The sequence below is a fragment of the Sorangium aterium genome, from assembly GCF_028368935.1.
In the GTDB taxonomy this organism is placed as follows: Bacteria; Myxococcota_A; Polyangia; order Polyangiales; family Polyangiaceae; genus Sorangium; species Sorangium atrum.
Window position 1 is genome coordinate 1,324,291 of the sequence record NZ_JAQNDK010000001.1, and the last position, 23,273, is coordinate 1,347,563.

14 protein-coding genes are annotated in these 23,273 nt (G+C 71.2%); 3 read left to right on the forward strand and 11 right to left on the reverse strand.

The window, feature by feature from the left end:
* Window positions 1-5 precede the first annotated feature (5 nt).
* Window positions 6-701 carry a CTP synthase C-terminal region-related (seleno)protein gene (locus tag POL72_RS04860; RefSeq protein ID WP_272093832.1) on the forward strand — a complete coding sequence of 232 codons (696 nt, stop codon included), beginning with the start codon at window positions 6-8 and terminating at the stop codon, window positions 699-701.
* Between the two features lie 185 nt (window positions 702-886).
* Here the strand turns inward: POL72_RS04860 and POL72_RS04865 are convergent, their stop codons facing one another.
* The 7 genes from POL72_RS04865 to POL72_RS04895 all read right to left on the reverse strand — a co-directional run bounded on the left by POL72_RS04865 (window position 887) and on the right by POL72_RS04895 (window position 11,439).
* Entirely contained in the window at window positions 887-2,752 is a 1,866-nt protein-coding gene (locus tag POL72_RS04865) for a hypothetical protein (protein ID WP_272093833.1), read from the reverse strand.
* Window positions 2,749-3,141: a DUF4150 domain-containing protein gene (locus POL72_RS04870; protein ID WP_012237562.1), complete on the reverse strand. Its 393-nt coding sequence runs from the start codon at window positions 3,139-3,141 to the stop codon at window positions 2,749-2,751. The genes POL72_RS04865 and POL72_RS04870 overlap by 4 nt, the downstream gene beginning before the upstream one ends.
* A 52-nt stretch (window positions 3,142-3,193) precedes the next feature.
* Entirely contained in the window at window positions 3,194-3,919 is a 726-nt protein-coding gene (locus POL72_RS04875) for a DUF3540 domain-containing protein (protein ID WP_272093834.1), read from the reverse strand.
* 232 nt (window positions 3,920-4,151) lie between these two features.
* On the reverse strand, window positions 4,152-5,225 hold the full coding sequence (locus tag POL72_RS04880; RefSeq protein WP_272093835.1) for a pentapeptide repeat-containing protein: 1,074 nt from the start codon (window positions 5,223-5,225) through the stop codon (window positions 4,152-4,154).
* Window positions 5,222-7,894 (reverse strand): DUF2169 family type VI secretion system accessory protein, encoded by a 2,673-nt coding sequence (locus tag POL72_RS04885; RefSeq protein WP_272093836.1) that lies wholly within the window; start codon window positions 7,892-7,894, stop codon window positions 5,222-5,224. The genes POL72_RS04880 and POL72_RS04885 overlap by 4 nt, the downstream gene beginning before the upstream one ends.
* Before the next feature lie 6 nt (window positions 7,895-7,900).
* Window positions 7,901-10,336: a type VI secretion system Vgr family protein gene (locus POL72_RS04890; protein WP_272093837.1), complete on the reverse strand. Its 2,436-nt coding sequence runs from the start codon at window positions 10,334-10,336 to the stop codon at window positions 7,901-7,903.
* Window positions 10,337-10,644: 308 nt separating this feature from the next.
* A complete protein-coding gene (locus POL72_RS04895) occupies window positions 10,645-11,439 on the reverse strand; it encodes an N-formylglutamate amidohydrolase (protein WP_272093838.1) in 795 nt (264 codons plus the stop codon).
* A 67-nt stretch (window positions 11,440-11,506) separates the two neighbouring features.
* On the opposite strand from POL72_RS04895, the gene POL72_RS04900 reads away from it, so the two are divergent.
* Entirely contained in the window at window positions 11,507-12,643 is a 1,137-nt protein-coding gene (locus POL72_RS04900) for a hypothetical protein (RefSeq protein ID WP_272093839.1), read from the forward strand.
* A 93-nt stretch (window positions 12,644-12,736) separates the two neighbouring features.
* On the opposite strand, the gene POL72_RS04905 is transcribed toward POL72_RS04900, so the two are convergent.
* The 4 genes from POL72_RS04905 to POL72_RS04920 all read right to left on the reverse strand — a co-directional run bounded on the left by POL72_RS04905 (window position 12,737) and on the right by POL72_RS04920 (window position 20,371).
* Window positions 12,737-13,507 (reverse strand): YbhB/YbcL family Raf kinase inhibitor-like protein, encoded by a 771-nt coding sequence (locus tag POL72_RS04905; protein ID WP_272093840.1) that lies wholly within the window; start codon window positions 13,505-13,507, stop codon window positions 12,737-12,739.
* 428 nt (window positions 13,508-13,935) lie between these two features.
* A complete protein-coding gene (locus POL72_RS52205; protein ID WP_272093841.1) occupies window positions 13,936-15,099 on the reverse strand; it encodes a pectate lyase in 1,164 nt (387 codons plus the stop codon).
* Window positions 15,100-15,467: 368 nt separating this feature from the next.
* Window positions 15,468-17,318, reverse strand: coding sequence for an asparagine synthase (glutamine-hydrolyzing) (gene asnB, locus POL72_RS04915; protein WP_272093842.1), 1,851 nt, complete (start codon window positions 17,316-17,318; stop codon window positions 15,468-15,470).
* A gap of 236 nt (window positions 17,319-17,554) precedes the next feature.
* Window positions 17,555-20,371, reverse strand: a complete 2,817-nt coding sequence (locus POL72_RS04920) for a DNRLRE domain-containing protein (RefSeq protein ID WP_272093843.1) — start codon at window positions 20,369-20,371, stop codon at window positions 17,555-17,557.
* Window positions 20,372-21,220: 849 nt separating this feature from the next.
* On the opposite strand from POL72_RS04920, the gene POL72_RS04925 reads away from it, so the two are divergent.
* Window positions 21,221-23,119 (forward strand): c-type cytochrome, encoded by a 1,899-nt coding sequence (locus POL72_RS04925; protein ID WP_272093844.1) that lies wholly within the window; start codon window positions 21,221-21,223, stop codon window positions 23,117-23,119.
* Window positions 23,120-23,273: the final 154 nt, after the last annotated feature.

Genomic DNA, 23,273 nt, shown 5'->3' on the forward strand with positions numbered 1-23,273 from the left:
AGCCGATGCTTCATGTTGGGCTCATCGGTGACCGCGACGACGCCGTGACGGCCCACCGGGCCATCCCGGTCGCGCTGCGGCTGGCGGGAGAGGCGCTATCCACGCCGCTCTCCTTTGAATGGGTGCCGACCGAGGAGGTGACCGACGCCTCGCGGGTGGCTCGTTATGACGCCCTGTGGTGCGTGCCGGCGAGCCCGTACCGGAGCATGGATGGCGCGCTGCGCGCGATCCGCTTCGCCCGCGAGCATCGGCGCCCGTTCCTCGGGACCTGCGGGGGCTTCCAGCACGCGATCGTCGAGTATGCGCGCCATGTGCTGGGCTGGTCGGACGCCGAGCACGCGGAGACCGCCCCAGCGGCGCAGCGCGCGGTGATCACGCCGCTTGCGTGCTCGCTGGTGGAGGCCACCGGCGCGATCCGCTTCGGCGCCGGAACCCGCATCGCGCGGGCCTACGGCCGCCCTGAGGCAACGGAAGGATATCGGTGCCGCTACGGCATGAACCCTGAGTTCCGGGCCGGGCTGGTCTCGGGCCCGCTGCGCATCGGCGCGGAGGACGACGCCGGCGACGTGCGCGCCGTGGAGCTGGACGGACATCCGTTCTTCGTCGCCACGCTGTTCCAGCCGGAGCGCGCCGCGCTCGCCGGCCGGCTGCCGCCGCTCGTGGCCGAGCTCATCCGAGCCTGCTCGAGCGGCGCCGGCTGAACGCTGGCGCCGGCACACCGTTCAAAGAAGGAATGATCTGCCAGGGCGTCGACGACGCCGAACTCTGGATCTCTTCCTGGCATCCGGCGCCTTGTGGTCTCGAGTCCCGGCCGGCTTCAGCGTTCCGATGCGCTTGCTGCTCCACGAGGTGCTCGTGCGAGGCGCTGCGCGTGCGGTGCCGGCGTTCAGCGCGGTTGCAGGAAGTACCTGCGCGCGGCCTCGCAGAGTTCGGGCCAGCGCTGGGCAAGCCCGGGATCTGCTGCGAAGCGGCCTGCCCAGAAGGCGTCGAGGGCGGCGCGCGCAGCGGGGGTCGGTACCCCGTAGCGTGCGTTCGTGCTCTCCACGTAGGCGGGGTACAGTTCGCACGCGACGACGAGGCCAGCGTACTGGTTGAGCGTGAGAGAGGGTGGCGGGCGCGCGCTGAGCGGGTCGCCCACGCTCACGGGGGCCGGTGTGGAGGCGGGCGGGACACTCGGCGTGGCGACCGGCAGCGCGCCCGACGCGGATGCCGGCAGCGCGCTCGGCGTGGCGACCGGCGGCACGCTCGGCGCGGCGACCGGCGGCACGCTCGACGCGGCGACCGGTAGCGGGCTCGGCGCGGCGACCGGCGGCGCGCTCGACGCGGCGACCGGCGGCACGCTCGACGCGGCGACCGGCAGCGGGCTCGCCGTGGCAGCGGCCTGCGCACTCGACGCGGCGACCGGCAGCGGGCTCGCCGTGGCAGCGGCCTGCGCGCTCGGCGTGGCCACAACGGAATGACGCTCGTCGTGGAGCGGCACCGCCGGGGAGTGGTGCGCGGGCGCCGGACCAGGCTCGCGCACCGGCTGTCCATCGGGGCTGGCGACGGGCTGAAATGGCAGTGCCGAGTCGAAACGAGCGACGGACGGCCGAGGACGCTCTTCGGACGCCACCGGGATGAAGGGCAACGCGGAATCGATGACCCGCGGCGTATCTGGGAGCGTCTTGCTCAGAGGCTTCGACTCCGCGCTGCTCACCGGCGGGTCCGTCCGAGGAACCGACGCAGGCGCGGGAACAGGCACGATCGCGGGCTGGGTGACGGATTGGGGTGCGGGTGTGGACGCCGGCGCGGGCTCAGGCTCGGCCACCGGTGCGGGCGCGGCACCCGGTACTGCCATCGGTGCCGGCGCGGCTACTGCGATCGGCGCGGGCACACCGAGCGGCGCCGGCGCGGGCACACTGAGCGGCGCCGCCGCGGGCACACCGAGCGGCGCCGGCCCAGGCACACCGAGCGGCGCCGGCCCAGGCACACCGAGCGGCGTCAGCCCAGGCACCGCCGTTGACGCCAGCACCGCCATCGCCGCTGGCACCGCCATCGCCGCGGGCATCGGCGCCGCCGCTGGCACCGCCATCGCCGCGGGCATCGGCGCCGCCGCCGGCACCGCCATCGCCGCGGGCATCGGCGCCGCCGCCGGCACGAAGGGCAACCCGCCGTCCAGGCGAGACAGCGGCCCCTGCGCCTCGACCAGCGCTGGCGCGCTCGTCGTCGCGGTGGCCTCCTCCGCTTCACGCCTCGCCGCGGCCGCCGGCACGAAGGGCAGCCCTCCGCCCAGGCGAGACAGCGGCCCCTGCGCCTCGACCAGCGCCGGCGCGCCCGTCGTCGCGGCGGCCTCCTCCGCCGCGCGCTTCGCCGCCGCCTCGTCCGCCGCGCGCTGCGCCGCGGCCCGCTTCGCCTCCGCCAGCCGCTCGTCGAGCGTCCCGTGCGTGTCCTTCAGCACGACCAGCGCCTCGGCGCTCTCGCCCTCCGGACCGAGGACGCCGCCGATCGCCAGGAGCATCGCTCGCGCGGCGCGCAGCGCCGCCTCGTCCGCCGCGCGGCCGGGCAGGTGCCGCCTGGCGAACGCCGTGAGCTCGTCGTCCTCGCATCGAACGAGATCCGCGAGCCGGGCCGCCACGCGGCGCCGATCCGGATCGGCGCTGCTGCCCGTCGGCCTGCGCATCGCGGCGTCGAGCTTCGCGAGCGCCTCGTTCAGCGAGCTCTTCTCCGGCGCCGTCGCAGCCTCCGTGGCGGATCCCTTGCTCTCGCCCCTCACGGCGCGAGCACGAGGACGGTTGTGACGCTCGGTACGATGGCCATGCCCGGCGCGTTCGTGCTGTTCTGGATCGAGATGCTCGTCAGGCGCGTCATGGGCGCGCAGCCGACGATCACCGTGAACGCCGCGGTCACGTTGCGCGACGGGCCCATCACCATCCCGGACGCGACGCCGAGCGCGACGCCCGGGTTGTCCCCCATCGTGAGCGGCGCGACCGTCAGCATGTTGTGCGCAGGCGCGCACGTGACGAGCACGTTCGGCACGAAGAGCACGCTCATCGGATGGAGCGAGATGTTCGGGTACGGGATCGGCACCGGGGCCGGCGTCGGGGTCAGGCACACGTCCGGGAACGCCAGGCACATCCCCCCTGCGGTCGTCTTCGCGAGCATCGCTTCACCCCTCGTCGTTGCTGGCGCCCGCGGCCCCGCGCCGCGCGCCCCTTCAGCCGATCTTGACCTGCTCGCCGTCGAGCTTCGCGAGCGTCCGCGCGGCGACGATCGTGTTCTCCCCACGGACCGCCGCGAGGCCCTCCGCGCGGAGATCGAAGACCCCCGCGCGCACCTGCTCGATCGCCTCGACGAAGCGGAACGCCTGCTTCGCGCGCTGGACGAGCCGGTCCGCGCGCACCTCCATGCGCTCGGCGACGACGACGGCCTTCTGGATGTGCGCCTCGAGGGACCGGCCGACGAGCCCGATCTCCTCGATCGCCGCCGCCGCCGCCTGCGCGCGGATCTGGAGCTTGCCCGCGAACAGCCCTACCTCCCTGGCGGCGGCGATCTCGATCTGGTCGCCGGCGCCGAGCCCGAGCCGCCCCGTCGCCTGCACCTTCATGTCGCCCTCGGCGACGATCCGCGTCGTCGCGCCCGCCTCGCCCTCCAGCACCGCGAGGACGAAGACCTGATCGCCGTCCACCGCGCAGAGCACCCGATCCCCCGCGTCCGGCGCGACGAGGCAGCTCTTCGCGCGCCGCGCCGCGACCGGGCCGCCGCCGAGCTCGATCACGAGCCCCGACGCCGTGCCCCGGACGACGCCCGTCTCCAGCGACGGCACGCGTCGCGGCGAGGGCGAGCGCTCGATCGCCGGCAGATCCACAGCGGCCAGGAGGTCGTCCTGCGCGCTGTCGTCGTGTGCCACCGTCAGGGGCTCGCGGGCCGCCATGCTCTGCATCTCGGGTCTCCTCGGCCTGGATCCGCCCGGTCAGGACGTGCGCGCCGCAACGCTAGTTTCAATGATTTCAAGGCAGAAATCAACGGAGTTCGTGGAACGCGGCCTCGCATCGGAGTCTCACGGGTCGCGGTCGCGCGCTCGGTCTCGTGAGTCTCGTGAGTCTCGTGAGTCTCGCGAGTCTCGCGAGTCTCGCGAGACTCGTGACTACGCACGATGCGCGCAGCATGCCCGGTCACGCGCGCTGCCCGTCGCGCTCGCCGCCGCGGCGCGGCTTCCAGTCCTCGATCGCGGCGAGCTTCTCGTCGTCGCCGAGCCAGCCTGCGCCCGCCGGCACCTTCGCCCCGTCGCGGCGAGCGCGGTGCAGCTTGGCGCGGAACATCCCTGCCTGCGAGAAGTCCGCGCCCGAGAGATCGCAGTGCGAGAAGTCCGCGTACGAGAGCTTCGCGCCGACGAAGCGAGCGCCCGGGCACGACGCGAAGGCGAGGTATGCCTCGACGAGCTCCGCCCCCGAGAAGTCGGCCTCCGCGAGCACGGCCCGCTCGAAGATGGCGTTCTGCAGCTTCGCCCGCGAGAACCGCGCCTTCGCCGCGATCGCCTCGCCGAAGAGCGCCTGCGTCAGGATCGCATCGGAGAAGTCGCAGTCGGACACGTCGACCCCGGTGAAGTTGCATTGCGTCGCGTCGCAGCCCGCGAAGCTCGATCCAGCGACGCTGCCGCGCATGAACTGCGTGCGGAACAGCTTTGTTCCCTGGAACGCCCGCGCGCCGAGCGCCGCCTCGACAAGCGTCGTGAGCGTCAGGTTCGCGCCGTTGAGCAGCGCGGTGCGCAGGTCGAGCTTGTACAACGTCGCCTTCTCGAGGTTCGCGCGAGAGAAGTTCGCGCCGCCGGCCTTGACCTCGACCAGGTTCGCCCGGTCGAGGTTCGCCCCCTCGAACGAGGCGCGCTCGAGCGAGCACGTCGTCCAGGTCGCGACGGGCGCCTCCGCGCCCGACAGCGCCGCGCCCTCGAACGTCGACTCGATGAAGCTCGCGCCGACGAGCCTCGCCCCCGAGAGCGTCGCCCCGTCGAGGCGGCTCCGGAAGAACGTCGTCAGGTGCAGGTCCACGCCCGCCGCGTCCACGCCCGACAGATCGCACTCCGAGAACGTCGACTCCTTGACGAGCGCGCCCCGCATCGCGCGCGGCATCCGGACCCGGTCGAACACCGCGCCCGAGAGATCCGCGCCCGTCAGGTCGAGCCCGGAGATGTCCACAGCCTGGATCGGGTCCCCGTGGCGGACCTTGTCGAGCACCTCGTCGCGGTTCATGTCGCGCCTCCAGGAGCCGGCGCCGCCTGCCGGTCGAACCGGGTGAACTCGACGCTCGCCTCGGCGAACGTCGTCCGGCTGTCCCCGCGCGCGCGGCTGAAATCGGCCCGGCAGAGCTGCGCGCCCGTGAAGTCGGCCCCCGCCAGGCGCGATTTCGAGAGGATCGCCTCCGTCAGGTTGCACCCGCGGAGCGAAGCGCGGTCGAGGTTCGTCCGGATCAGGAGGGCGTTCTTCATGACGGCGCGGTCGAAGCTCGCGCCCGTCGCGTCGGCCTCGGAGAGATCGGTCATCGTCATCTGGGCTCGATCGAAGCGCGCGCCGCGCAGGTCCGTCGTCCGGAAGCAGGTCTTGTCGAGCACGGCGTCGCGGAAGTCGGCCTCCGGCAGGCCGCTCTTGTGGACGGCGACCCCCTCGGAGAAGCGCGCCCCCGCGAAGCGCGCCTTCGCCCCCGTGCAGCTCATCAGCGACGTCTTGTGCAGCCGCGCGCCGGAGAAATCCGTCTCGTCGAGCGAGCACTCGAGAAGCGTCGCCCGCTCGAGGTTCGCCCCGGCGAGCTTCGCCCCGGCGAAGCTCGTCTGGAGGAACGAGCAGAGCGAGAGATCCGCGCCCGAGAGATCCACGCCGGCCCAGCTCACCTGGAGGGCGTCGGCGCGCTCGAGCCGCGCCCGCTTCAGGCTCGCCCCGGCGAGCTTCGCGCCCATCAGGACGGCCTCGGTCAGATCGGCGTCGTCGAACACCGCGCCCTCGAGGTTCGCCTTGCCAAGGTTCGCGCCCCGGAGCCGCGCGCCCGTGAGGTTCGCGCCCGAGAGGTCGGCCTTCGCGAGCACCGCGCCCTCGAGCACAGCGCCCGAGAGGTCGCAGCCGCGCAGGTCGGCCCCCTCGAGGAACGCGCGCGCGAAGCGCATCCCCCGCAGGTCGACCCCGCGGAAGTCGGCGCCGGTGAGGTCGCGCTCGTCGAGCGGCTCACCCGCCTCGCGCGCCGCATCGACGACGACGCGCGCCATCTCCGCGGCCTCGGCGGTCATCGGCAGGGCCGCCGTCCTCAGGTGCGCCGAGCCGCGGTAGCCCTCGCGCGCCGCCTGCTCGAGGCGCAGCAGCTGCTCGGGGAACCCTGGATCCGCGAGCATCGCCTCCAGCTCCAGGTTCGGCACGCCGCCGAGGCGCGCCGCCTCAGCCAGCTCCGCATACTGCTGGAGCTGCGCCTTGGCCGAGAAGCGCGGCGGGCCGCCGGGCGGCTCCTCCCCGGTCTGGCCGCGCCGGAGCGCCTCCTCGGACACGTCCATCTCGGCGGCCTGCGCCTTCATGCGCTCTTCGGCCTCCTTCTTCAGGCGCTCGGCCCTCGCCTTCTCCTCCTCCATCTTCCGCGACGCCGCGTCGAGGTACGTCACCAGCGCGTCGAGATCGTCGACCGGCGGAGGCGCCTCCTCCTCCGCCAGCGGCGCGTCGAGGCCGAAGCGCGCCGGGTCGATGCCGTCCGCGAGGAGCTCCTCGCGGCGGCGCTCGCGCTCCCGCTCCGCGCCGCGCCGCAGGTTCTGCGCGGCGAGGTTCTCGCTCTTGAGCCACTGCACCATCTCGATCCCGGCGACGTTCGCGGCGACGCCCGACTCGCGCGGCGGCATGAGATCGCTGTCGCTGAGGGACGCGATCGAGCCCCGGTCCTTGTCGATCCGCCGGGCGAGCGCCTCGCGGTAATGCTCGATCGGCCGGGGGCGGCCGATCTCCTCGCAGGCGACGACGAGGTCGACGATCTCCCCCGCGTCGTCGTCGGCCACGGGCGTCGAGCCGTGGAAGATCACCACGCCGAGGTTGGCCGAGGGGAAGAGCCACACCGTGTCGCAGCGGACGGGCAGCTCCTGGAACGCCTCCCCGCTCGCGTCGCGGCGGGTGACGAGCACGCGCGCGGCGAGGCCGGGGAGCGCGCCCTCGATGCGCGGGCGCGTCGGGTGCATGTTCTCCACGAGGAACGCCTCGTCGCCGCGGAGCGGCTCGGCGACCCACTGATCGTTCGGCGCGACGTTGAAGAAGGCGGGATCGACGTCGGGCGGCAGGCCGGGCGCCCACTTCTCGGCGTAGTCCGCGGTGTACGTCCCCGCGCGGGCGCGGCGCTGGCCGAACGTCACGTCCATCGCGAGGAAGGACGCCGGGCCCGGCCTGTCGCCGGGCGAGCGGATCAGCGCGCCGTAGTGCTCCACGTTCGGCAGCGGCCGGACGCGCTGCCCGCCGCGCTCGACCTCCTCGATCCCCTTCCCGTAGGGGTTCGCCGCGTCCTTCGGCCCGCCGAGCGCGCGCGCCCAGTCGATGGGCATCTCGGAGAACGGCTCCGGCTCCGTGAAGCCGTGGCCGCTCCAGTGCCGGTCGCCCAGCACGGCCAGGCGCTTGTCGACGGAGCCGAGCCGCGCGCGGACGAACGACGCGCCGACGCGGCGGCCCTCCGGCGCGTAGCACCGGCCCGCCACGAGCAGCTCGCCGCGCGCCTTCGTGATGCCGTCGTCGAGCGGGAGGCTCCCGAGCTGCGCGGTCGCGGCCTGCCAGAACGTCATCTCGTCGACGAGCGCGCGCGGCGCGTCGAGGGGGAACGCCAGCATGGCGCCCACGTGGAACCTGGTGCGCCGCGCGACCTCGACGACGCGGGTGAGCGCCGGGACCTTGAGGGGTTTGACGACTCGCATCCGCGCTCAGATCTTCGTGAAGGCGCTGTTCCACGCGATGACCCCCGCGAGGGTCAGGGCGATCGCCTGCTGCTTCAGGTAGGTGCCGAACTGATCCATCTTGGCGCCGACGGCCTTCTTATCGAACGCGTAGTAGTCGAGCTTGATCAACGACGTCTCGAGCTTGAGCAAGTAGGCCTGCTGGGCGAGCACGGCGTGGTCCGTCTTGATGACGCCGCTCGCCCCCTTGTAGAAGAAGAGCTCGTGCTTGTTCGGCGTGAGGTCGAACGTCAGCCCGAGCACCTCCCACTTCAGGTTGGTGGCCGTGATCTTCGCGTTGGGCGCCTTGATCAGGAAGTTCGTGTCGGACTTCAGGTCGACGTCGCCTCCGAAGTGGCCCTTCCAGGTGGTGGCGACCTCCGTCTTCCAGCTCTTGTAGTCGTCGAAGTTCTCGGCCGTGACCTTGTGCTTCCACGGCCCGGTCACCGTCGACGAGCCCTCCGGCTCGATCGTCTGCTCGAACTTGCCGTGGACGTCGTGCTTCATCCCGCCGCTCGTGATGGTCAGCGTCAGCCCGTCGGTGATCGTCTGCTTCATGCCGCCGGCTTCGACCGTGTCCACGCGGCCCGTCTTGATCGTGGTCGTGCGCGTCGCGTAGTACGTCTCCGTCGCCGCGCCGGTGACCTGGTACGTGTACGTCCCGCCGACGCCCGCCCAGAGGTTGCAGACCACCATGCTGAACTTGTTGCCGGTGACGTTCTCCCAGGAGTCGCCGCCGATCCATGAGCCGCCGTCGCCCGCGGTGGTCTCCAGGTAGCTGAACGTGATGTCGACGAGGCTGCTGCCGGCGATGGCCGGGTCGGCGTTCTCGGGGGACAGGAACGTGCCGGTCTTCGTGTCGCCGTCGCCCGTGTAGACCGACCCGTGGTTGCCGCTCGGCGTCCCCATGTAGATGCCGGTGCGGTTGTTCGGCGTGTGGAGGAAGATGAACTCCTTGCCCTGCTCGTCCTCGAGCACGAGCTGGTTGCCGCTCCCGGTCCGGATGATGTTCTGGCTGAGGTTGCGCTCCGCGACGACGCTCGGCCGGTGCGCGTTGGGCACGACGCCGGCGATGAAGGGCCGGTCCGGGTCGCCGCCGAGGAAGGCGATCATCACCTCGGTGCCCTTGCGCAGCGGGAAATGGAAGCCCTCCGTCGTCCCGCCGTGGGGCTGCATCATGCGCACCCGCGTCGAGATGCGCGCGTCGGGCAGGCCGCTCGTGTCGAACTCGAAGCGCACGAGGTAGCGGCCGTCGGCGTCGATCTGCGCGTACTGGCTGTCGGCGGGGCCGCAGACGATCGCGTTCTCGAACCCGTAGATGCGCGGCCACGGCGTCGCCTGCGGCGCGCGGAACTGCACGTCGGCCGGGATCGCGAGCAGCTTGATCGCGTAGATGTCCTTGCCCGAGAGCCCCGTCAGCCGCGCGATCTCGGGCGTGATCCCGGCGATCGACGCGCTGTGCTGCACCTCGAGCGCGAGCCACTGGTCGACGATGTCGGCGGGCTGGTCATCCAGCGAGAACCGGTACCCGGCCCGCGGCCCGAGCGCGTCGCCGCTCCCGCGCAGGGTCACCTCGCGGCAGCCGATCGACTGCGCGCGCACCTGCGCGAGGCGCTCGGCGTCGCTCTGCACGAAGACGCGGAAGCCGTACTCGCGGATCGCGCCCACCCCGTTCGCGGTGATGCTGCTCTCGCCCTTCACCGACGCGGACGGGTTCGAGTAGTTGTAGTCGGCGATGGTGACCGTCTTCGGCAGCCACTGCACGTTCTGCTCGATCTGGTGCAGGCCCGGCGGCGCGGTCACGTCGTCGCCGAAGAGCGGGACGTAGCGCACCGCCCCGCCGCCCGGGAAATCGTCGTGCAGCCCGCGGTCGTCGACGATGACGAGCACCTCGCCGGGCCCGTCCTCCGGGTGCTCGAAGAAGTAGTAGAGGCCCTCGCGCTCGAGCCACCGGTGAAAGAACGCCAGGTGCGTCTCGCGGTACTGCGCGACGAACTCCTCGACCGGGTAGTCGCCGTCGTTGATCGAGAAGCGGAAGTCGCTGCCCGCGAGCCCGCCGTTCTGGAGCGTCGCCGAGAGGAACTCCTTGACGGGCTGGTTCGTGAAGACGTGGCTGCGCCAGAAGTGGCGCAGGAACCAGAGCTTCGGCACGAGCAGCGCCTGGTACAGCGCCCGATCCGCGTTCTGGTGCAAGAGGCGGACGCTCGCGATGACGCCGTGCACGACGAGCGGGTCCTTCCCGTCGCCGCGGCTCGCGCGCACCGTCGCCCGCTCACCCACCGCCTTGCGCACGTCGGTGCTCGTCGGGACGGAGAAGAAGAGCTCGAACTCGTACGGTTGCGAGACGTGCTCGGTACCGCGGAAGCCGATGAAAGCGACGCTGGCGAGCGCCGAGCACGAGAGCGAGAAACCATCTGGGCGCATGGAGAGCCTCCCCATCCCTGGCCTGGTGTTGAGGGCGGAATCTCCGTGCATCGCGTCGCGGTGTCAACGTCCGGATGCGCCGCGACAGTGCTGTGGAACAGCGGATCCGGTGGTGGGACGAGCGCGCACCTGTGCGACGTTCGCCGAGCTGCGCGGGCTTCGATCGCACGCGCCTGCCGAGCTCGTTGCGCTCGTGCGCCGCGCCTTTACCGCGCTCGCTCCGCGTCCTTGTACGCCCTGCGCGCGCACCGTGTGCGCCCTGCGCGCGTACCGTGTGCGCTCTGCAGCCGTACCGTGTGCGTGCCGCGTTATCGCGCTGCTGCACTCGTGAGCGCGGCGATGACGCTGCGGGTGAAGCCCCGGACGCGCGCGACATCGTCGGGGCGGAGGGCGAGGGTGCGCGCGTCGCAGTAGAGCCTGCGGGCGATCTCGATCTGGAGCGCGTGGACCCCCTCGTCGCGGCGCGCGTGCCGGTCGAGCGCGTGGCCACCGGGGAACGGATCGTCGAGCGCGAGCGAGAGGCCGTGCGCGCGCGCGACCTCGGCGACCGCGTCGCGCGCCCAGCTCGCCGCGCTCTCGCCGCCCCGGGTCCCGAGCACGACGTCGGCCGCGCCCGGGAACATCACGTCGGGGTACGCGTGCCCGGAGACGAGGATCGCGACGCCGTGGCGCGCGCGCGCGTCGGCGAGGCGCGCGGCGACCTCCGCGTGGTACGGCTCGAACACGTCGCGGACGCGGCGCTCGACCTCGGCGCGTGGCGGCGGGCTCTCGAGCCACTGCTCGCCGCTCGCGGAGCGCCGCCGCACCTCCCGCAGCCCGTACGGGAGCTTGTCCTCGTACGGCGTGGGCACGCGCGGGGCCGTGTTGAGGTCGATGACGAAGCGGCTCGCCGTCGCGACGACGAGCGCGGCCCCCTCGAGCGTGACGTCGCCGAAGAGCGCGTCCGCCGCGACGTCCGCGTCGGCCGCGAGGGCGCGCTCCGGCACGCGCGTGAAGCGCGCCGCGAGCTCGTCCACGGCGAGGCTCGCGTGCGGGACCTCGACGACGATCGGCCCCGGCGTTTCGGGCTCGTGAACGCGGAAAGGAGACGGCGGCACGGGCATCGTTCCTCCGGAAGGTGGCGCCGGGTTTTTCGCACGGGCGCGCCGGTTTGCGCTCTCATGGCGGGCCATGGAACCCCGGATCTGGCTGCTCGTGAGCCGATATCACCTCGACGCCGGGCTGTCGTCGCTCCTGGTGGACGGCGTCGCGACGGCCGGCTTGCTCGCCCTCGCGGCGCTCGCGCTCCGGCGCTCGCGCCGGCAGCGCCGCGCCGCCGCGCAGGCCGAGGCCTCGTTCAGGCCCGGCGCCGCGCTCGCGCCCGGCGAGGCCGTCGTCGTGGGCACCGTCGAGCGGGAGCAAGGCGCGGACGTGGCGGTGCGCGTCGAGGTCGAGCAAGAGGGGTCCGAGTCCGAGACCTCCGGGGTCTGGAGCCACCAGTGGGCCGAGAGCGGCCGCAAGGTCCGTGTCCACCCCTTCTATCTCCGCCACGCGTCCGGCGCGCGCATCCGGGTCGCGCCGGGCGAGGACGTGCAGCTCGTCGACGCGCTCGACGGCATGATCCGGGTCGATCTCACCCGGCGCGTCCGGGTGGCCGAGCTCATGCCAGGCGAGAGGGTCTTCGCGATCGGCGAGCTCCGGCGCGCGCCCGATCCCGAAGCTCAAGCTCAAGGGTACCGCGACCAGGCGCAGGGATACCTGCTCGTGCCCCCGCGCGGGGGGCGCATGCTCCTCTCGTCCGAGCCGCTCGGCGAGCGGTTCGCGCGCAGGGCGGCGTTCCACAAGCGGTGGGCCGTCGCCGCGGCCGTCGCGTCGCTCGCGTTCAACATGGCGTTCGCGGCCTTCCACGCGCGCCGCTGGCTGGGGGAGACGGTGGATGCCCGCGTGACGCAGCTCCGGGAGAGCGAGGACGGCGACCACACCCGCTTCGAGGTCACGATGCGGGGCGAAGACGGCGCCGCCTTCTCCGACGAGGTGTCCCAGGGCGCGTTCGCCCGGCTCCGCGAGGGCGAGACGGTGAAGGCGCGCCAGGTCCCCTCGTGGAGCGCGGCCAGCGCGATCGGCCCCGACGTGACGGCCCACTCCGTGGCTTACGCCGCCTTGCCGCTGCTCGGCGTCATCGCGCTCGCGTATCTCATTCGCGCGCACGCCACACGGCCCTGGTACGAGAAGAAGCTGATCGACACGGAGAACGGCAGGCTGGCAGACAGCCTGTCTTCGGCGCAACAGGCCACCAGGCGTCCGGAGGGCAACCGCAGCAAACCGTGAACGAAGGAGCGTGCGATATCGCGCGGCGAGCGTGGGTGCCTCGTGCCGTCCTGCGGCCGCAAGGCCCCCGCGGGCGTCGACGCCGCTACCGATTCATCGCGTCGAGGCGGCGTTGGACGTGCCGGTGAGCTTCGCGCTCTCCAGGTGCTTCGCCTCGAGCTTGGTCTCCGCGTCCTTCACTGCAGCCGTGCCGGTGCCCGTGATCGTGATCGAGTCCTCGGCGAGCGCGTAGATCGTGAACTCGTAGGTGTCGGTCTTCGTGCCGGTGGTGCTGCCGAAATTGGGGCAGGGCCCGAGGTAGTTCGAGTTCTGCTTGGCGCCGAGCTGCGCCGCGTCCGCCTGCTTGAACCCCTCGGGCAGCGAGGTGGTGGTGGCAGGAATGTTGTACAGGACCCAGTGATAGCCGTTGGCCTGCGACGGTGTCCCGTGCGCCAGGGTGACATCGATGAAGGTGATGGCGTAGCTCTTCGTGCCCGCAGGCCCTGGGGTCCAGTGGAGCTCCGGCATGACGCTGTTCTGGAAGCCGGCGGTCTGGCAGGTGTACTTGTCGGCGAACTTGGCGCCTTCCGCGTGATTGGTGCTCGCGAGCGCGAAGTCCTCGGAGGGCGCGCTGCCGCCATCTCCCGTCGAGCCGCCCTCTCCGCTCCCGCCCTGTCCCGCCGAGCCGCCCTCTCCGCTGCCCCCGGCCCCCGACGTCGTGGTGGTCGCGGGCTCGCCTCCGCTCGAGCTCGAGCTGCTGGCGCTGCTGCTGCTGCTGCTGTTGCCGCTGCTGGCGCTCTGGGAGCTGGTGCTCGTCGTCGTGCCCCCGCCGTTCCCGGACTCATCGGGATCGCTGCTGGAGCAGTTCAGGATGGCGAATGGCATGGCCACGAAGGCCAGGTATCGAGCGCTACGTGTGAGCCTATCCGTAATGGTACGCATTGGCGCATGATGCCACGTCGCCGTTCCTACCGCGATGGCAGTCGCTTCCCCTCGTGACAAAGATCCGCAATATTGCGGTATATTTCCGGAGTAGTGAGCGATGGAGGCAGTCGCTAACAGAATGTGAACGTTCTCATGACGACGCACCGCTCCGAGCGGCTCGCCACTCCGCCGGAGCGATGGATCCGGAGCGGAGTCTCCTTGACCCTTGACACCGCGCCAGAGCGCTCGGGCGCGCCCGCGAGGACGCGCCGGCCCTGGTGATGCGGCGAGAGCTCGGCCGGCCAGCGCTCGTCCCTCTGGAGCACGCCGCGGACCGTCCCCTCGCCGTGGCGCGACGTCTGGCCATGGACAGCCAGACGTCGGCCGGGTCAGTATTGCGTGTTGTTGGACGTCGTGATCTTCGAGGAGCTCACGCCCATGAAGAGCTCCTTGCCGATGCCGCTGTAGCGGGTGTTCGTCATCGTCACGCTGCTGCTGCTGCTGTCCGTCCTGAAGATGGACTCCTTCATCTTCGAGATGTCGCACCGGTCGATGAAGACATCGACCTTGAAGTCGGTCCCGCCGTTCTGCCGGATGAACTTGCCGGCGTTCTGCGCCGTGAAATTCGACACCTTGAACGTGCTGGCCGCGTTGATCTGGAACACCTTGTCGTCGCCGTTCTTCGCGGAGCCGCCGTTCAGCACCACGGTGCCGGACTTCTTGACCGTCAGGGCGTCTTCGCCGATGTCCTCCCAGACGATGTTCTCGAGCGTGACGTTGCCGTACGTGTGGATGCCGTCGGCCGCCGGCGCGCCGAGGACCACGTTCTTCAGCTTCGCGCCGTCCTCGAGCTTGAACACAGGCTTCTGGTCCTCGGCCTGGCTGCCGTCCCCGAGCGTGTTCTTGTCGGCGATGTACCGCTTGCCGCCGCCGTCGAACGTCTCGCCCGCCTTCACGACGATCGTCGAGCTGACGACGCCGCCGCTCCCTGCCGTCGTGGTGCCGCCAGAGCTGCTGCCGCCCGAGCTCCCGCCAGAGTCGCCGCCGCCCACCGGCACGAGCTCGATGTAGTCGACCTTCAGGTCGTACCCGGACGACGAGGAGCTCTTGCCCTTGCACGTGAGCGCGAACTCGACGTTGCCGGAGAGCGATTTCTCCCCGAGCGTCGCGGTCGTCCAGCTGTCGCCGGTGGAGGAGCCATACGCGTCGAAGGACTTCACCGACGATCCCTTCATGGAGAGCTCGTATTTGCCGTACACGTTCCGCTTGGCGTAACGAAGGACGATCTTGTACGTGCCGGACGCGACCGACGCGGAGAACTTGAAGGTATCGCCGCTCTGGTTGGCGCGGAGCTTCACGTTGTCCGCGTTGTCTTCGATCTTGTCGCCCGACGAGATGGACCAGTTCTGGTTCTCGGCCTCGATCCTGACGGCGCTGAGCGCGTCGCTCGCCGAGTCCACGTCCACATCCAGGTCGGCGCCGTCTGCCGCGAGGCAGCCGACGAGACCGAACGACAACAGGGCACCGAAAGCATAGGTCAATCTCAAGCTCATGATGTTATCCCTCAATCGTTGACGTTGCGCGCGACCGACGACCCCCACCCTTCACTCCCTCTCCGCACCCCTCCCCCGCGGGTCGTCATGTCCTCGCCATGTCTTCGTGATGTCTTGTCATGACGTGAGAGCAATGCCCGGGCCATAGCGCGCCATCGACCGCGGCCGCCGTTCAGGGCACCATGATTGCACTTTTCCGCTGAAGGACAGGGTTTCACCCGCTTCGGCGAACAGGCATGCTCGCCGCTGTCATGGGCCGCCGTCAACGACGTCAACCGGCGGTTGACACATGAGCCCGCCGGCGGCTCGGCGGCGCGACCCTGCCCTCCCGGCGCGGCCGCTGTCGCGCTCGCCGCCGGCCGCGGGGCTCAGAGCGCGAGGTCGATCCGATAACGCGTCAGCCAGTCATTGAGCAGGAGGACCTGATGCATGCTCGACCGGAGGATCTCATCGACCGCTCCTCCCGACTCCGAGGCGACGGCGCGGGCGCGGGCCATGTCGAGGAGCGGCAGCACCGGCGCGTCCTTCCGGGCGAGGAGCCCAGCGAGCTGGCCTCGGAGCCGCTCCGAATAGGCAGGATCCTGCGTCGACGGATACGGGCTCTTGCGCCGGTCGAGCACCGAGCGCGGCAGGAGATCCTCGGACGCGGCGCGCAGCAGGCTCTTCTCGCGCCCATCGAAGGTCTTCATCGACCAGGGCGCGTTGAAGACGTACTCCACGAGCCGGTGGTCGCAGAACGGGACCCGGACCTCCAGGCCCGTCGCCATGCTCATGCGATCCTTGCGGTCGAGCAGGATCGGCAGGAACCGCGTCAGGTGCAGATAACTTATCTCCCGCATGCGCCGCTCCGCTCCGTCCTCGCCAGGCAGGGGCGGGACCTCGGCGAGGGCTTCCCGGTAGCGCGCGGCGACGTAGCCCGGAAGGTCGATCTGCGCGAGGAGCGCGGGGGCGAGCAGCTGAGAGGCGGCGCTGGCGCCCCGGATCTTCCTGCGCATGGCGATCCAGGGGAACGTCTCCGCCGCCACCGTCTCCGGGTCGTGGAACCAGAGGTATCCGCCGAAGACCTCGTCGGCCGACTCGCCGGACAGCGCTACCGTGGAGCGCTCCCGGATGGCGCGGAAGAGGAGATACAGCGAAGCATCCATGTCGCCGAAGGCGATCGGGACATCCCGTGCGCGGAGCACCGCGGCGCGGACCTCGGGGTCGGCCAGCTGCGCTGCGGAGAGCACGATCCCCGCGTGATCCGACCCGACGTGCCGCGCGACCTCGGCGACGTACGGCGTGTCCTGCGTGCTGCGCAGCGCGTCCGGCGTGAAGTGCTCGGCGTGCCCCGCGAACTCGACCGAGAAGGAGCGCACGGGCCCCGCGCCCTCTGCCCTGAGCGCCCTCTGCGCGAGGGCGGTCACGGCGCTCGAGTCGAGCCCTCCGGACAGGAGGGAGCAAAGGGGCACATCGGAGATGAGCTGTCGCGCCACGGTGTCCTCGAGCAGCCCGCGGACCGTTCGGATCGTGGCCTGCAGGTCGTCCTCGTGCGGCCTGGCCTCGAGCGCCCAGTAGCGGCGCTCGGAGATCCCATCCCTCCGCACGTGCACGACGTGGCCTGGGCGGACCTCTCGCATGTCGCGGAACACGGCGGCCCCCGGCGTCTTGACGAAGGCGAGGAGCTCGCGCAGGCCGCCCACGTCCACGACCGGCGACGCGAGCGGGTTCGCGAGGATGGCCTTGGGCTCCGAGCCGAAGAGCACCGCCGAGCCGATCTGCTGGTAGAACAGCGGCTTGATGCCCAGCCGATCCCGGACGAGCAGGAGCTCCTCCGCGCGGACGTCCCAGAGGGCGAAGGCGAACATTCCGTTCAGCCGCCGGGGGAAGCCCGCGCCCCACTCGAGATACGCACGGAGCACGACCTCGGTGTCGCTGTGGGTCTTGAAGCGGTGGCCCCGGGCCTCGAGCTCGCCGCGCAGCTCGCGGAAATTGTAGACCTCGCCCGTGTAGATGAGCACGGCCACCGGCGCGCCGCCCTCGTCGGCGATCATCGGCTGGCGGCCCCCCTCGAGATCGATGATGGCGAGGCGGCGGTGCCCGAGGCCCGCGCGCGGAGCGAGCCAACCTCCTTCGTCGTCCGGGCCGCGGAGCTTCATCGTCGCTGTCATCGTCTGCAGGACATCGCGCTCCAGCGTCAGATCGCGCTCGTAGTCCACCCATCCAGCAATGCCGCACATGGACGCTCCCCTCCCTCTCAGCGCTGCCGCGCGCCAGCGGCGGGCCTCGACAGCCCGCCGCGGCGCTCGCGGATCGCTCGCTGTTCGGCGGACGAGCGTAGACAGTGCGGCTGGGCCGCGCAACCAAGCTGGCCAGCGCGGCGCTCAGCGCTCAACAGGGATGGATCGGAGATCCTGGACGCGCAGGGGGCGACGAGGCCGGCCGGCGCTGCCCGCCGGGGCGTCGCCCTGCGCTGTCACTGTGCGTAGCAGACCTCGAGGCGCGGGCGGCGCGACGCCGTTGTGTCTTCGCTGGCCCGCCACTGCGTCGCCCCCGCCGCGTCCTCTTCCATCACGAACCCGTAATTCGGGAGGACGCCGCTCACCCAGTCCTGCACCAGGTCGGTGAGGTCGGCGGTCCGATCGCCTGTGCCGTTGATGGTGACGATCGACGCGAAGCTGAGCTGCTCCCAGCTCTGGTTGTAGCTGTTCCAGCTCACGGTCGTCTCGCCCCAGGGCGCGAGGGCCTCGTGGAGACGAACGGTGGTGACCGCCGCCTTGTACACCTGATTCATCGTCAAGGTGGCCGAGTAGACCGGCGCGCCCGCGGGGATGAACGAGAGGTCGAACCAGACGAGCGCAGCACGGAAACCTCCGGTGCCGGCTCCGCCCGTGTAGATCGACGGGTACGACCCCTCCTTGTAGGTCGGCGAGGCCGACCAGAGCGTCGCGTCCCAGACCGTGCCGAAGGTGCCGCGCTGCACGGTCCTGCACACGGGCGTGCCTCCGGAGCCGGCGCCGCCGGCCCCGCCCGACCCGCTGCTGCCCACGCTCATCGCGCTGGTCATCATGGCGCTGCCCGTGCTCGTGCTGGATGCGCTCGAGCTGCTGCTGCTCGTGCTCGATACGCTCGTGCTGCTGCTGCTCGTGCTCGATACGCTCGTGCTGCTGGACGAGCTCGAGCTGGACGAGCTCGAGCTGCTGGACGAGCTCGAGCTGCTGCTGCTGCTCCCGCTGCCAGGTGGCGCATAGGTGAGCGTCAGCTCCATGTCGAAGGACAGATCGGTCGAATTGGGGGCCGCTTGCTTGACCATCACGGCGAGGATGTTGCTTCCGACCACGAAAGAGCTCGGGGGGAGCGTCACCGTGGTGAGCTCGTCGTCGCGCGACTCCGCGGACGCATAGTCACCGTAGTCCGTGCCGGTCACGCGCTTCGAGGCCACCTGGGTGCCGTTGAGCCAGACGACGACGCCGTCGTCGTGGATGAGCTTCATGGTCGCCTGCGCGACCGGCCCGTCGATCGGGATGATCTTCCGGAAGTAGGCCGTGGGATACGACGGCGTGGCCCGGTAGAGGGTCGTGCCCTCCCCACCGTCGCCGTAGCCGAGCTGCCCCCAGCCGCCCTTCCACGAGGAGTCGTCGTACGTGAGGTTTCGCCAGGCCGTACCCCGGTCGACGCCCAGGTCGTCGTAAACCCAGTAATCGCCGAAGTAGACAGGCGTGCGGGGGAGGCTCTGGATCGTGAACCCGGCGTTGCTCTCGTCGGAGAGCAGCGGGTGCTCGGCGTCGGAGACGCGCACGAGGGCCGTCGTCGTGTCGATGGAGGGAACCACCCAGTTGTAGCGGCCCGTGTTGGCCGCGCTGCTCGTGATCGTGTTCCAGGTCGCGCCGTCGTCGGTCGTGTACTCGATCCGCACGGAGGGGATGTTCCCGACGGTCGCCCAGCGGATCGGGAAGATGCCGCCCGGCGGCAGGCGCTCCCCGCCGTCGGGCGCCGCAACGTCGATGGCCGTTCCCTTCACCATCGCGAAGCGATCGCTGATCACGCCATCGTAACGAACGTTGGACACCGTGAGCCGGTTGTCCTCGACGTCGAGGAGGCACGAGCCGCTCTGCGCCTCGCTGAAGTACATGAGCGGGTGGCCTCCGGAGCCGCCCACATACGTGCCGTGGCCGGCGACGACGTGGACCGCGCCTTCGTGGCTCCCCTTGCCAGGGAGCTTCACGTAGGGGCCGTCGCCGAGCGGCTTGCCGTCGCGCCCGTCGACGATGTGCCCGGCCGCCGTGGTCGGCGTATCGTAGGCGCCGTCCACGAGGAACGAGCGCTCGTAGTTGTGAGAATGGCCCGAGAGCACCAGGTCGACCCCGCCCGCGTCGAGGATGGGCGCGAGGAACTCCCGGTGCTCGATGGTCAGCCAGTCCTCGTCCGAGTCGTGGGTGCCCTTCGTGTACATTGGAAAATGCATGTACGCGACGATCCAGTCCTGTTCCGTCGCGGCGAGATCGGCGGCGAGCCAGTCCGCCATCGCGCCGGTCGAGTAACGCGAGGAGCCATAGCCGTCGAGCACGACGAAGTGGACGTTTGCATAGTCGTACGAGTAGTAAGCCTCCGTACCGGAGGGGACCCCTCCGGCCTCCCCGGCGGCGGGGAGCACGTAGGCGGTGTAATAAGGACCGGTCTGCGTCGCCGAGTCGGAGCTCAGACCCTCGTGGTTGCCGAACGTCGGCCACACGACCGTGTTGCGAAGGATCGCTGCGTACTGATTGAAGAAGCCGTTGGTGAACTCCTCGGTGGTGCCGAAGTTGTACGCCATGTCCCCCATGTGCAGGAACAGGTTGGGGCGGTACGCGCCGACGACGCTCAGCATCGCGTCTCGCGTGGCCCAGGGCGCTGTGCCGCCGTAGCCGGTGTCGCCGATGATCCACGCCCGGAACTTCTTCGGCGTGGACACGGGCGGCGCCGTCTCGAAGTAGAAGGAGGAGGAGCCGCCGGCCAGCACCGCGCTCGATGTACCGACGCTGTAGTAGTAGCGGGTGTTCGGCGTGAGCCCGCCGACGAGCACCTCGTGCTGGGTCGCGATCGCGCCGAGATCCACCGTCTGCGTCAGATTCGCTGGATCGGTGCCGTAGCGCACGCGGCTGTTCGTGCCCACGTCGGTCGTCCACACCACGTAGACCGAGCTGGGCGTCAACGACTGCAGATAGGGCTGCCTCATCACCGACTGGGCGGCCGCCTGGCCGGCCCACGCCATCGTCACTGCCACCGACGCTGCGGCCAGATGTCCGGGGTTCATTTTCACTGCTTCACCCTCCGTGCTTCCTGATTCATCCCGCCTTGCCTCCAACGAACGCTCGCCATGCGGCGAGCAGGGCGCCTTCCCGGCGCGGTCACGCCAACGATCGCATCGCGCCTGGTACCCTGCGCGATCAGCGCATCGGACGTGAATGCGCTGCTACCATCTTACCGAAAACAGATATGAGAGATCATCTTAAATCGGAGAGCCTTGCGTCGATGGCAACGCGCAGCGCGCAGCGCCCTCCGGTCTCTGAGCGACGCCGGAGGGCAGCGATTGCCGGGGCGCGCTCAAAGCACAATGGAATTCCGTCGTCACTGTCGGACGAGCGCGCGTTCACCATCATTGCCCCTCATTGAATGGGCGCCCGGCGCTGGCGCTTGGCGCTCGTGGCTCCAGCACCCTGCCACGGCCACGTCCGCTCGCTTTCGTACGGAGGCTCGTACCGAGGCTCGTACGGAGGACAGACGCCGGGGCCTTCACCCGTAGCCGCCCCGAGCGACAGCGGTGGGTCAGTCTTGCAAAACCTTTCTGCTCCCTGGCCAGCTGGCGCAGCGCCCCGGGGCGCCACGTAGCATGATCATCATCAGGAGGACCTCAAAGCATTGTCGTCGAGCAGCGAGGTCGCCGCACGATCGAGGGAAGCTAGCATGAACTCTTTTTCGATTGTATGAGGGATATGTGTCATCGCGATTTCTGACTGTCCGCGCAGGACCTGGGCGCATGATCGCGACGGGACTGTGCGCTGGATCGCCGACGCGGGCCGGCTCCACCTCGCGTCTCCCACGTCTTCCGCGGACCCCGCGCCTCGCGCGCCTCCCGCGAGCAGCGACGGCCGGGCTCACCCCCATGGCGACGGTCAGCGCGGCCGCCATGGCCGCCGTCCTGCTCCTGGGCGAGCGCCCTGCGCTGGCGGACCCGGGGGAGCCGGCCGAGGTGGAGGCGCGCCGCCTCGTCCATGTGCTCGGCTACGTCGCCATGGATTATGGCGGCTGCGTTGCGAACGGCGCCGTCACCAGCGTCATCGAGTATGACGAGCAGCTGGCGCTGCTTGGCGAGGCGATCCAGGTCGCCACCCGCATCCAGCCGTCCGCGATCGAGAGCGAGGCGGGCGACCTCGCGCAGGGCATCGTCGGCGTGCGTGAGCTCGTCGAGGCGAAGGTCGCTCCGGATCAGGTGGCCATCGCGTCCAGGGGCGCGCGCGACCGGGTCGCGGCCGCCTTCCGGCTGGCGGAAGCGCCGCTCTCGCGGCCCGACGCGGAGCGCGGCGCGGCCCTCTACCAGGAGAACTGCGCCACCTGCCACGGCCCGACGGGATACGCCGATACCCGGCGCGCGGCGACCCTGGTCCCGCACCCGGCGAACTTCCACGACGCGATCATCGCCGAGCAGCTCGCGCCCGTGGGTATCGAGTCCGCGGTTCGATTCGGCGTCAGCGGCACGGCCATGATCCCGTTCACCTTCCTCTCCGCCCGCGACCGCTGGGACCTCGCCTTCCACGTCGCCGGTCTCCACCACCCCCAGCCCGGCGAGAGCCCGAGGCCGCTCGATCTGCCGGACTACTCCATGGTCGAGCTCGCGGTCCGCTCCGACGCGGACCTGCGCGCCGAGCTCTCCGCGCGCGGGATCCCCGCCGAGCGGCACGCGGCGCTCCTCGCGGAGCTCCGGCGGCGCGTCGCGTATGGCCGCGAGGCCGCGTCACATCCCCTCTCCACCGCGCGCGCGGCGCTCGACAGGGGGCGCGCCGCGCTGCGCGAGGGCAGGCTCGCCGATGCGCGCGCGGCGCTCAGGACGGCCCAGCTCGACGGCATCGACGCGGCCGAGGCGAGCGTCCGCACCGTGAACGAGGCGCTCGCGAACGATCTCGGCGACGGCGCCTTTGCCCTGCGAGCGGAGCTCTCGGCAGGCGCGACGACGGAGGCGCTCGACGCGGGCATGGCCACGCTCCTGCGCGACGCGACGTACGCCGAGGTGGCGCTCGCGCGGTCCGGGGGCGCGCCAGGTCGGCTCGTGGCCCAGGTCTCGAGCCGCTTGTTGCTGCGCGAGATCGCCGCTGCGGCGCTCTTCCTGGTCGCGCTCGCCGCCGTCGCTTCGTCGCGGAGCCGGCGTGTCGTCCACGTCGCGTCGGGCGCGGCGCTGCTGCTCGCGCTCGCCGCCTGGGTCGCGGCGGCGCTCGGGCACATGGCCGGCTTCTGGCGAACGCTCACGGCAGGCGCGACGATCGCGCTCGCGCTCGCGGCGCTCGCCGGTACGGCGGCGCTCGCCCGGCGGCGCGAGGCGCGGCAGATGCGCTCGCACGATCCGTCGCATGACGGCCTGTCGCGAGGCGGCCGAGCGGCCGTGTTCGCGGCCGCGCTGCTGGCCGGCTTCGGCGCCGGGTTCTCGGCGCTCGATGCTGCGCTCGGGGTGACGCTCCCCGTCGCGCCGCCCGCCGTGGCCGGCGTGTCGATCACGCTCGCGCTGCTCGCCGCCGGCGCGGCGCTGGTCTCCCGCGCGAGCCGGGAGGCCGCGCGCCGCTGGGGGAGCCGTCCAGCCTGGCTCGCCTGTCTGCTGTGCGTCCCGCTCGCCGGCCGCGCCGTGGCCGCCTTCCAGCTCTGCGGGCTGCTGCCGGTCCACCGGCTGCCGCTCCCTCGCTTCACCGCGCTCGGCATCTACCCTGCGGTGGAGACATGCCTCGTCCAGGCGGCGCTGCTCGGGCTCGCGCTCGCCGGCGCGGCCCGCGGACGCCGCGCCGAGGGCGCGTGTTGACGGGAGCCGCGCCACGATCGGTAACACCCGTTGATGCCACGCCACGATCGGTAACGCGGTCAGCTCATCGACTTCGCTTGAACACGCCGCGCCGTGCGTCCGCGCAACTCGGCACCTACGATATTGCGATGCACGGTCGAGGAAGAGCGCGCCC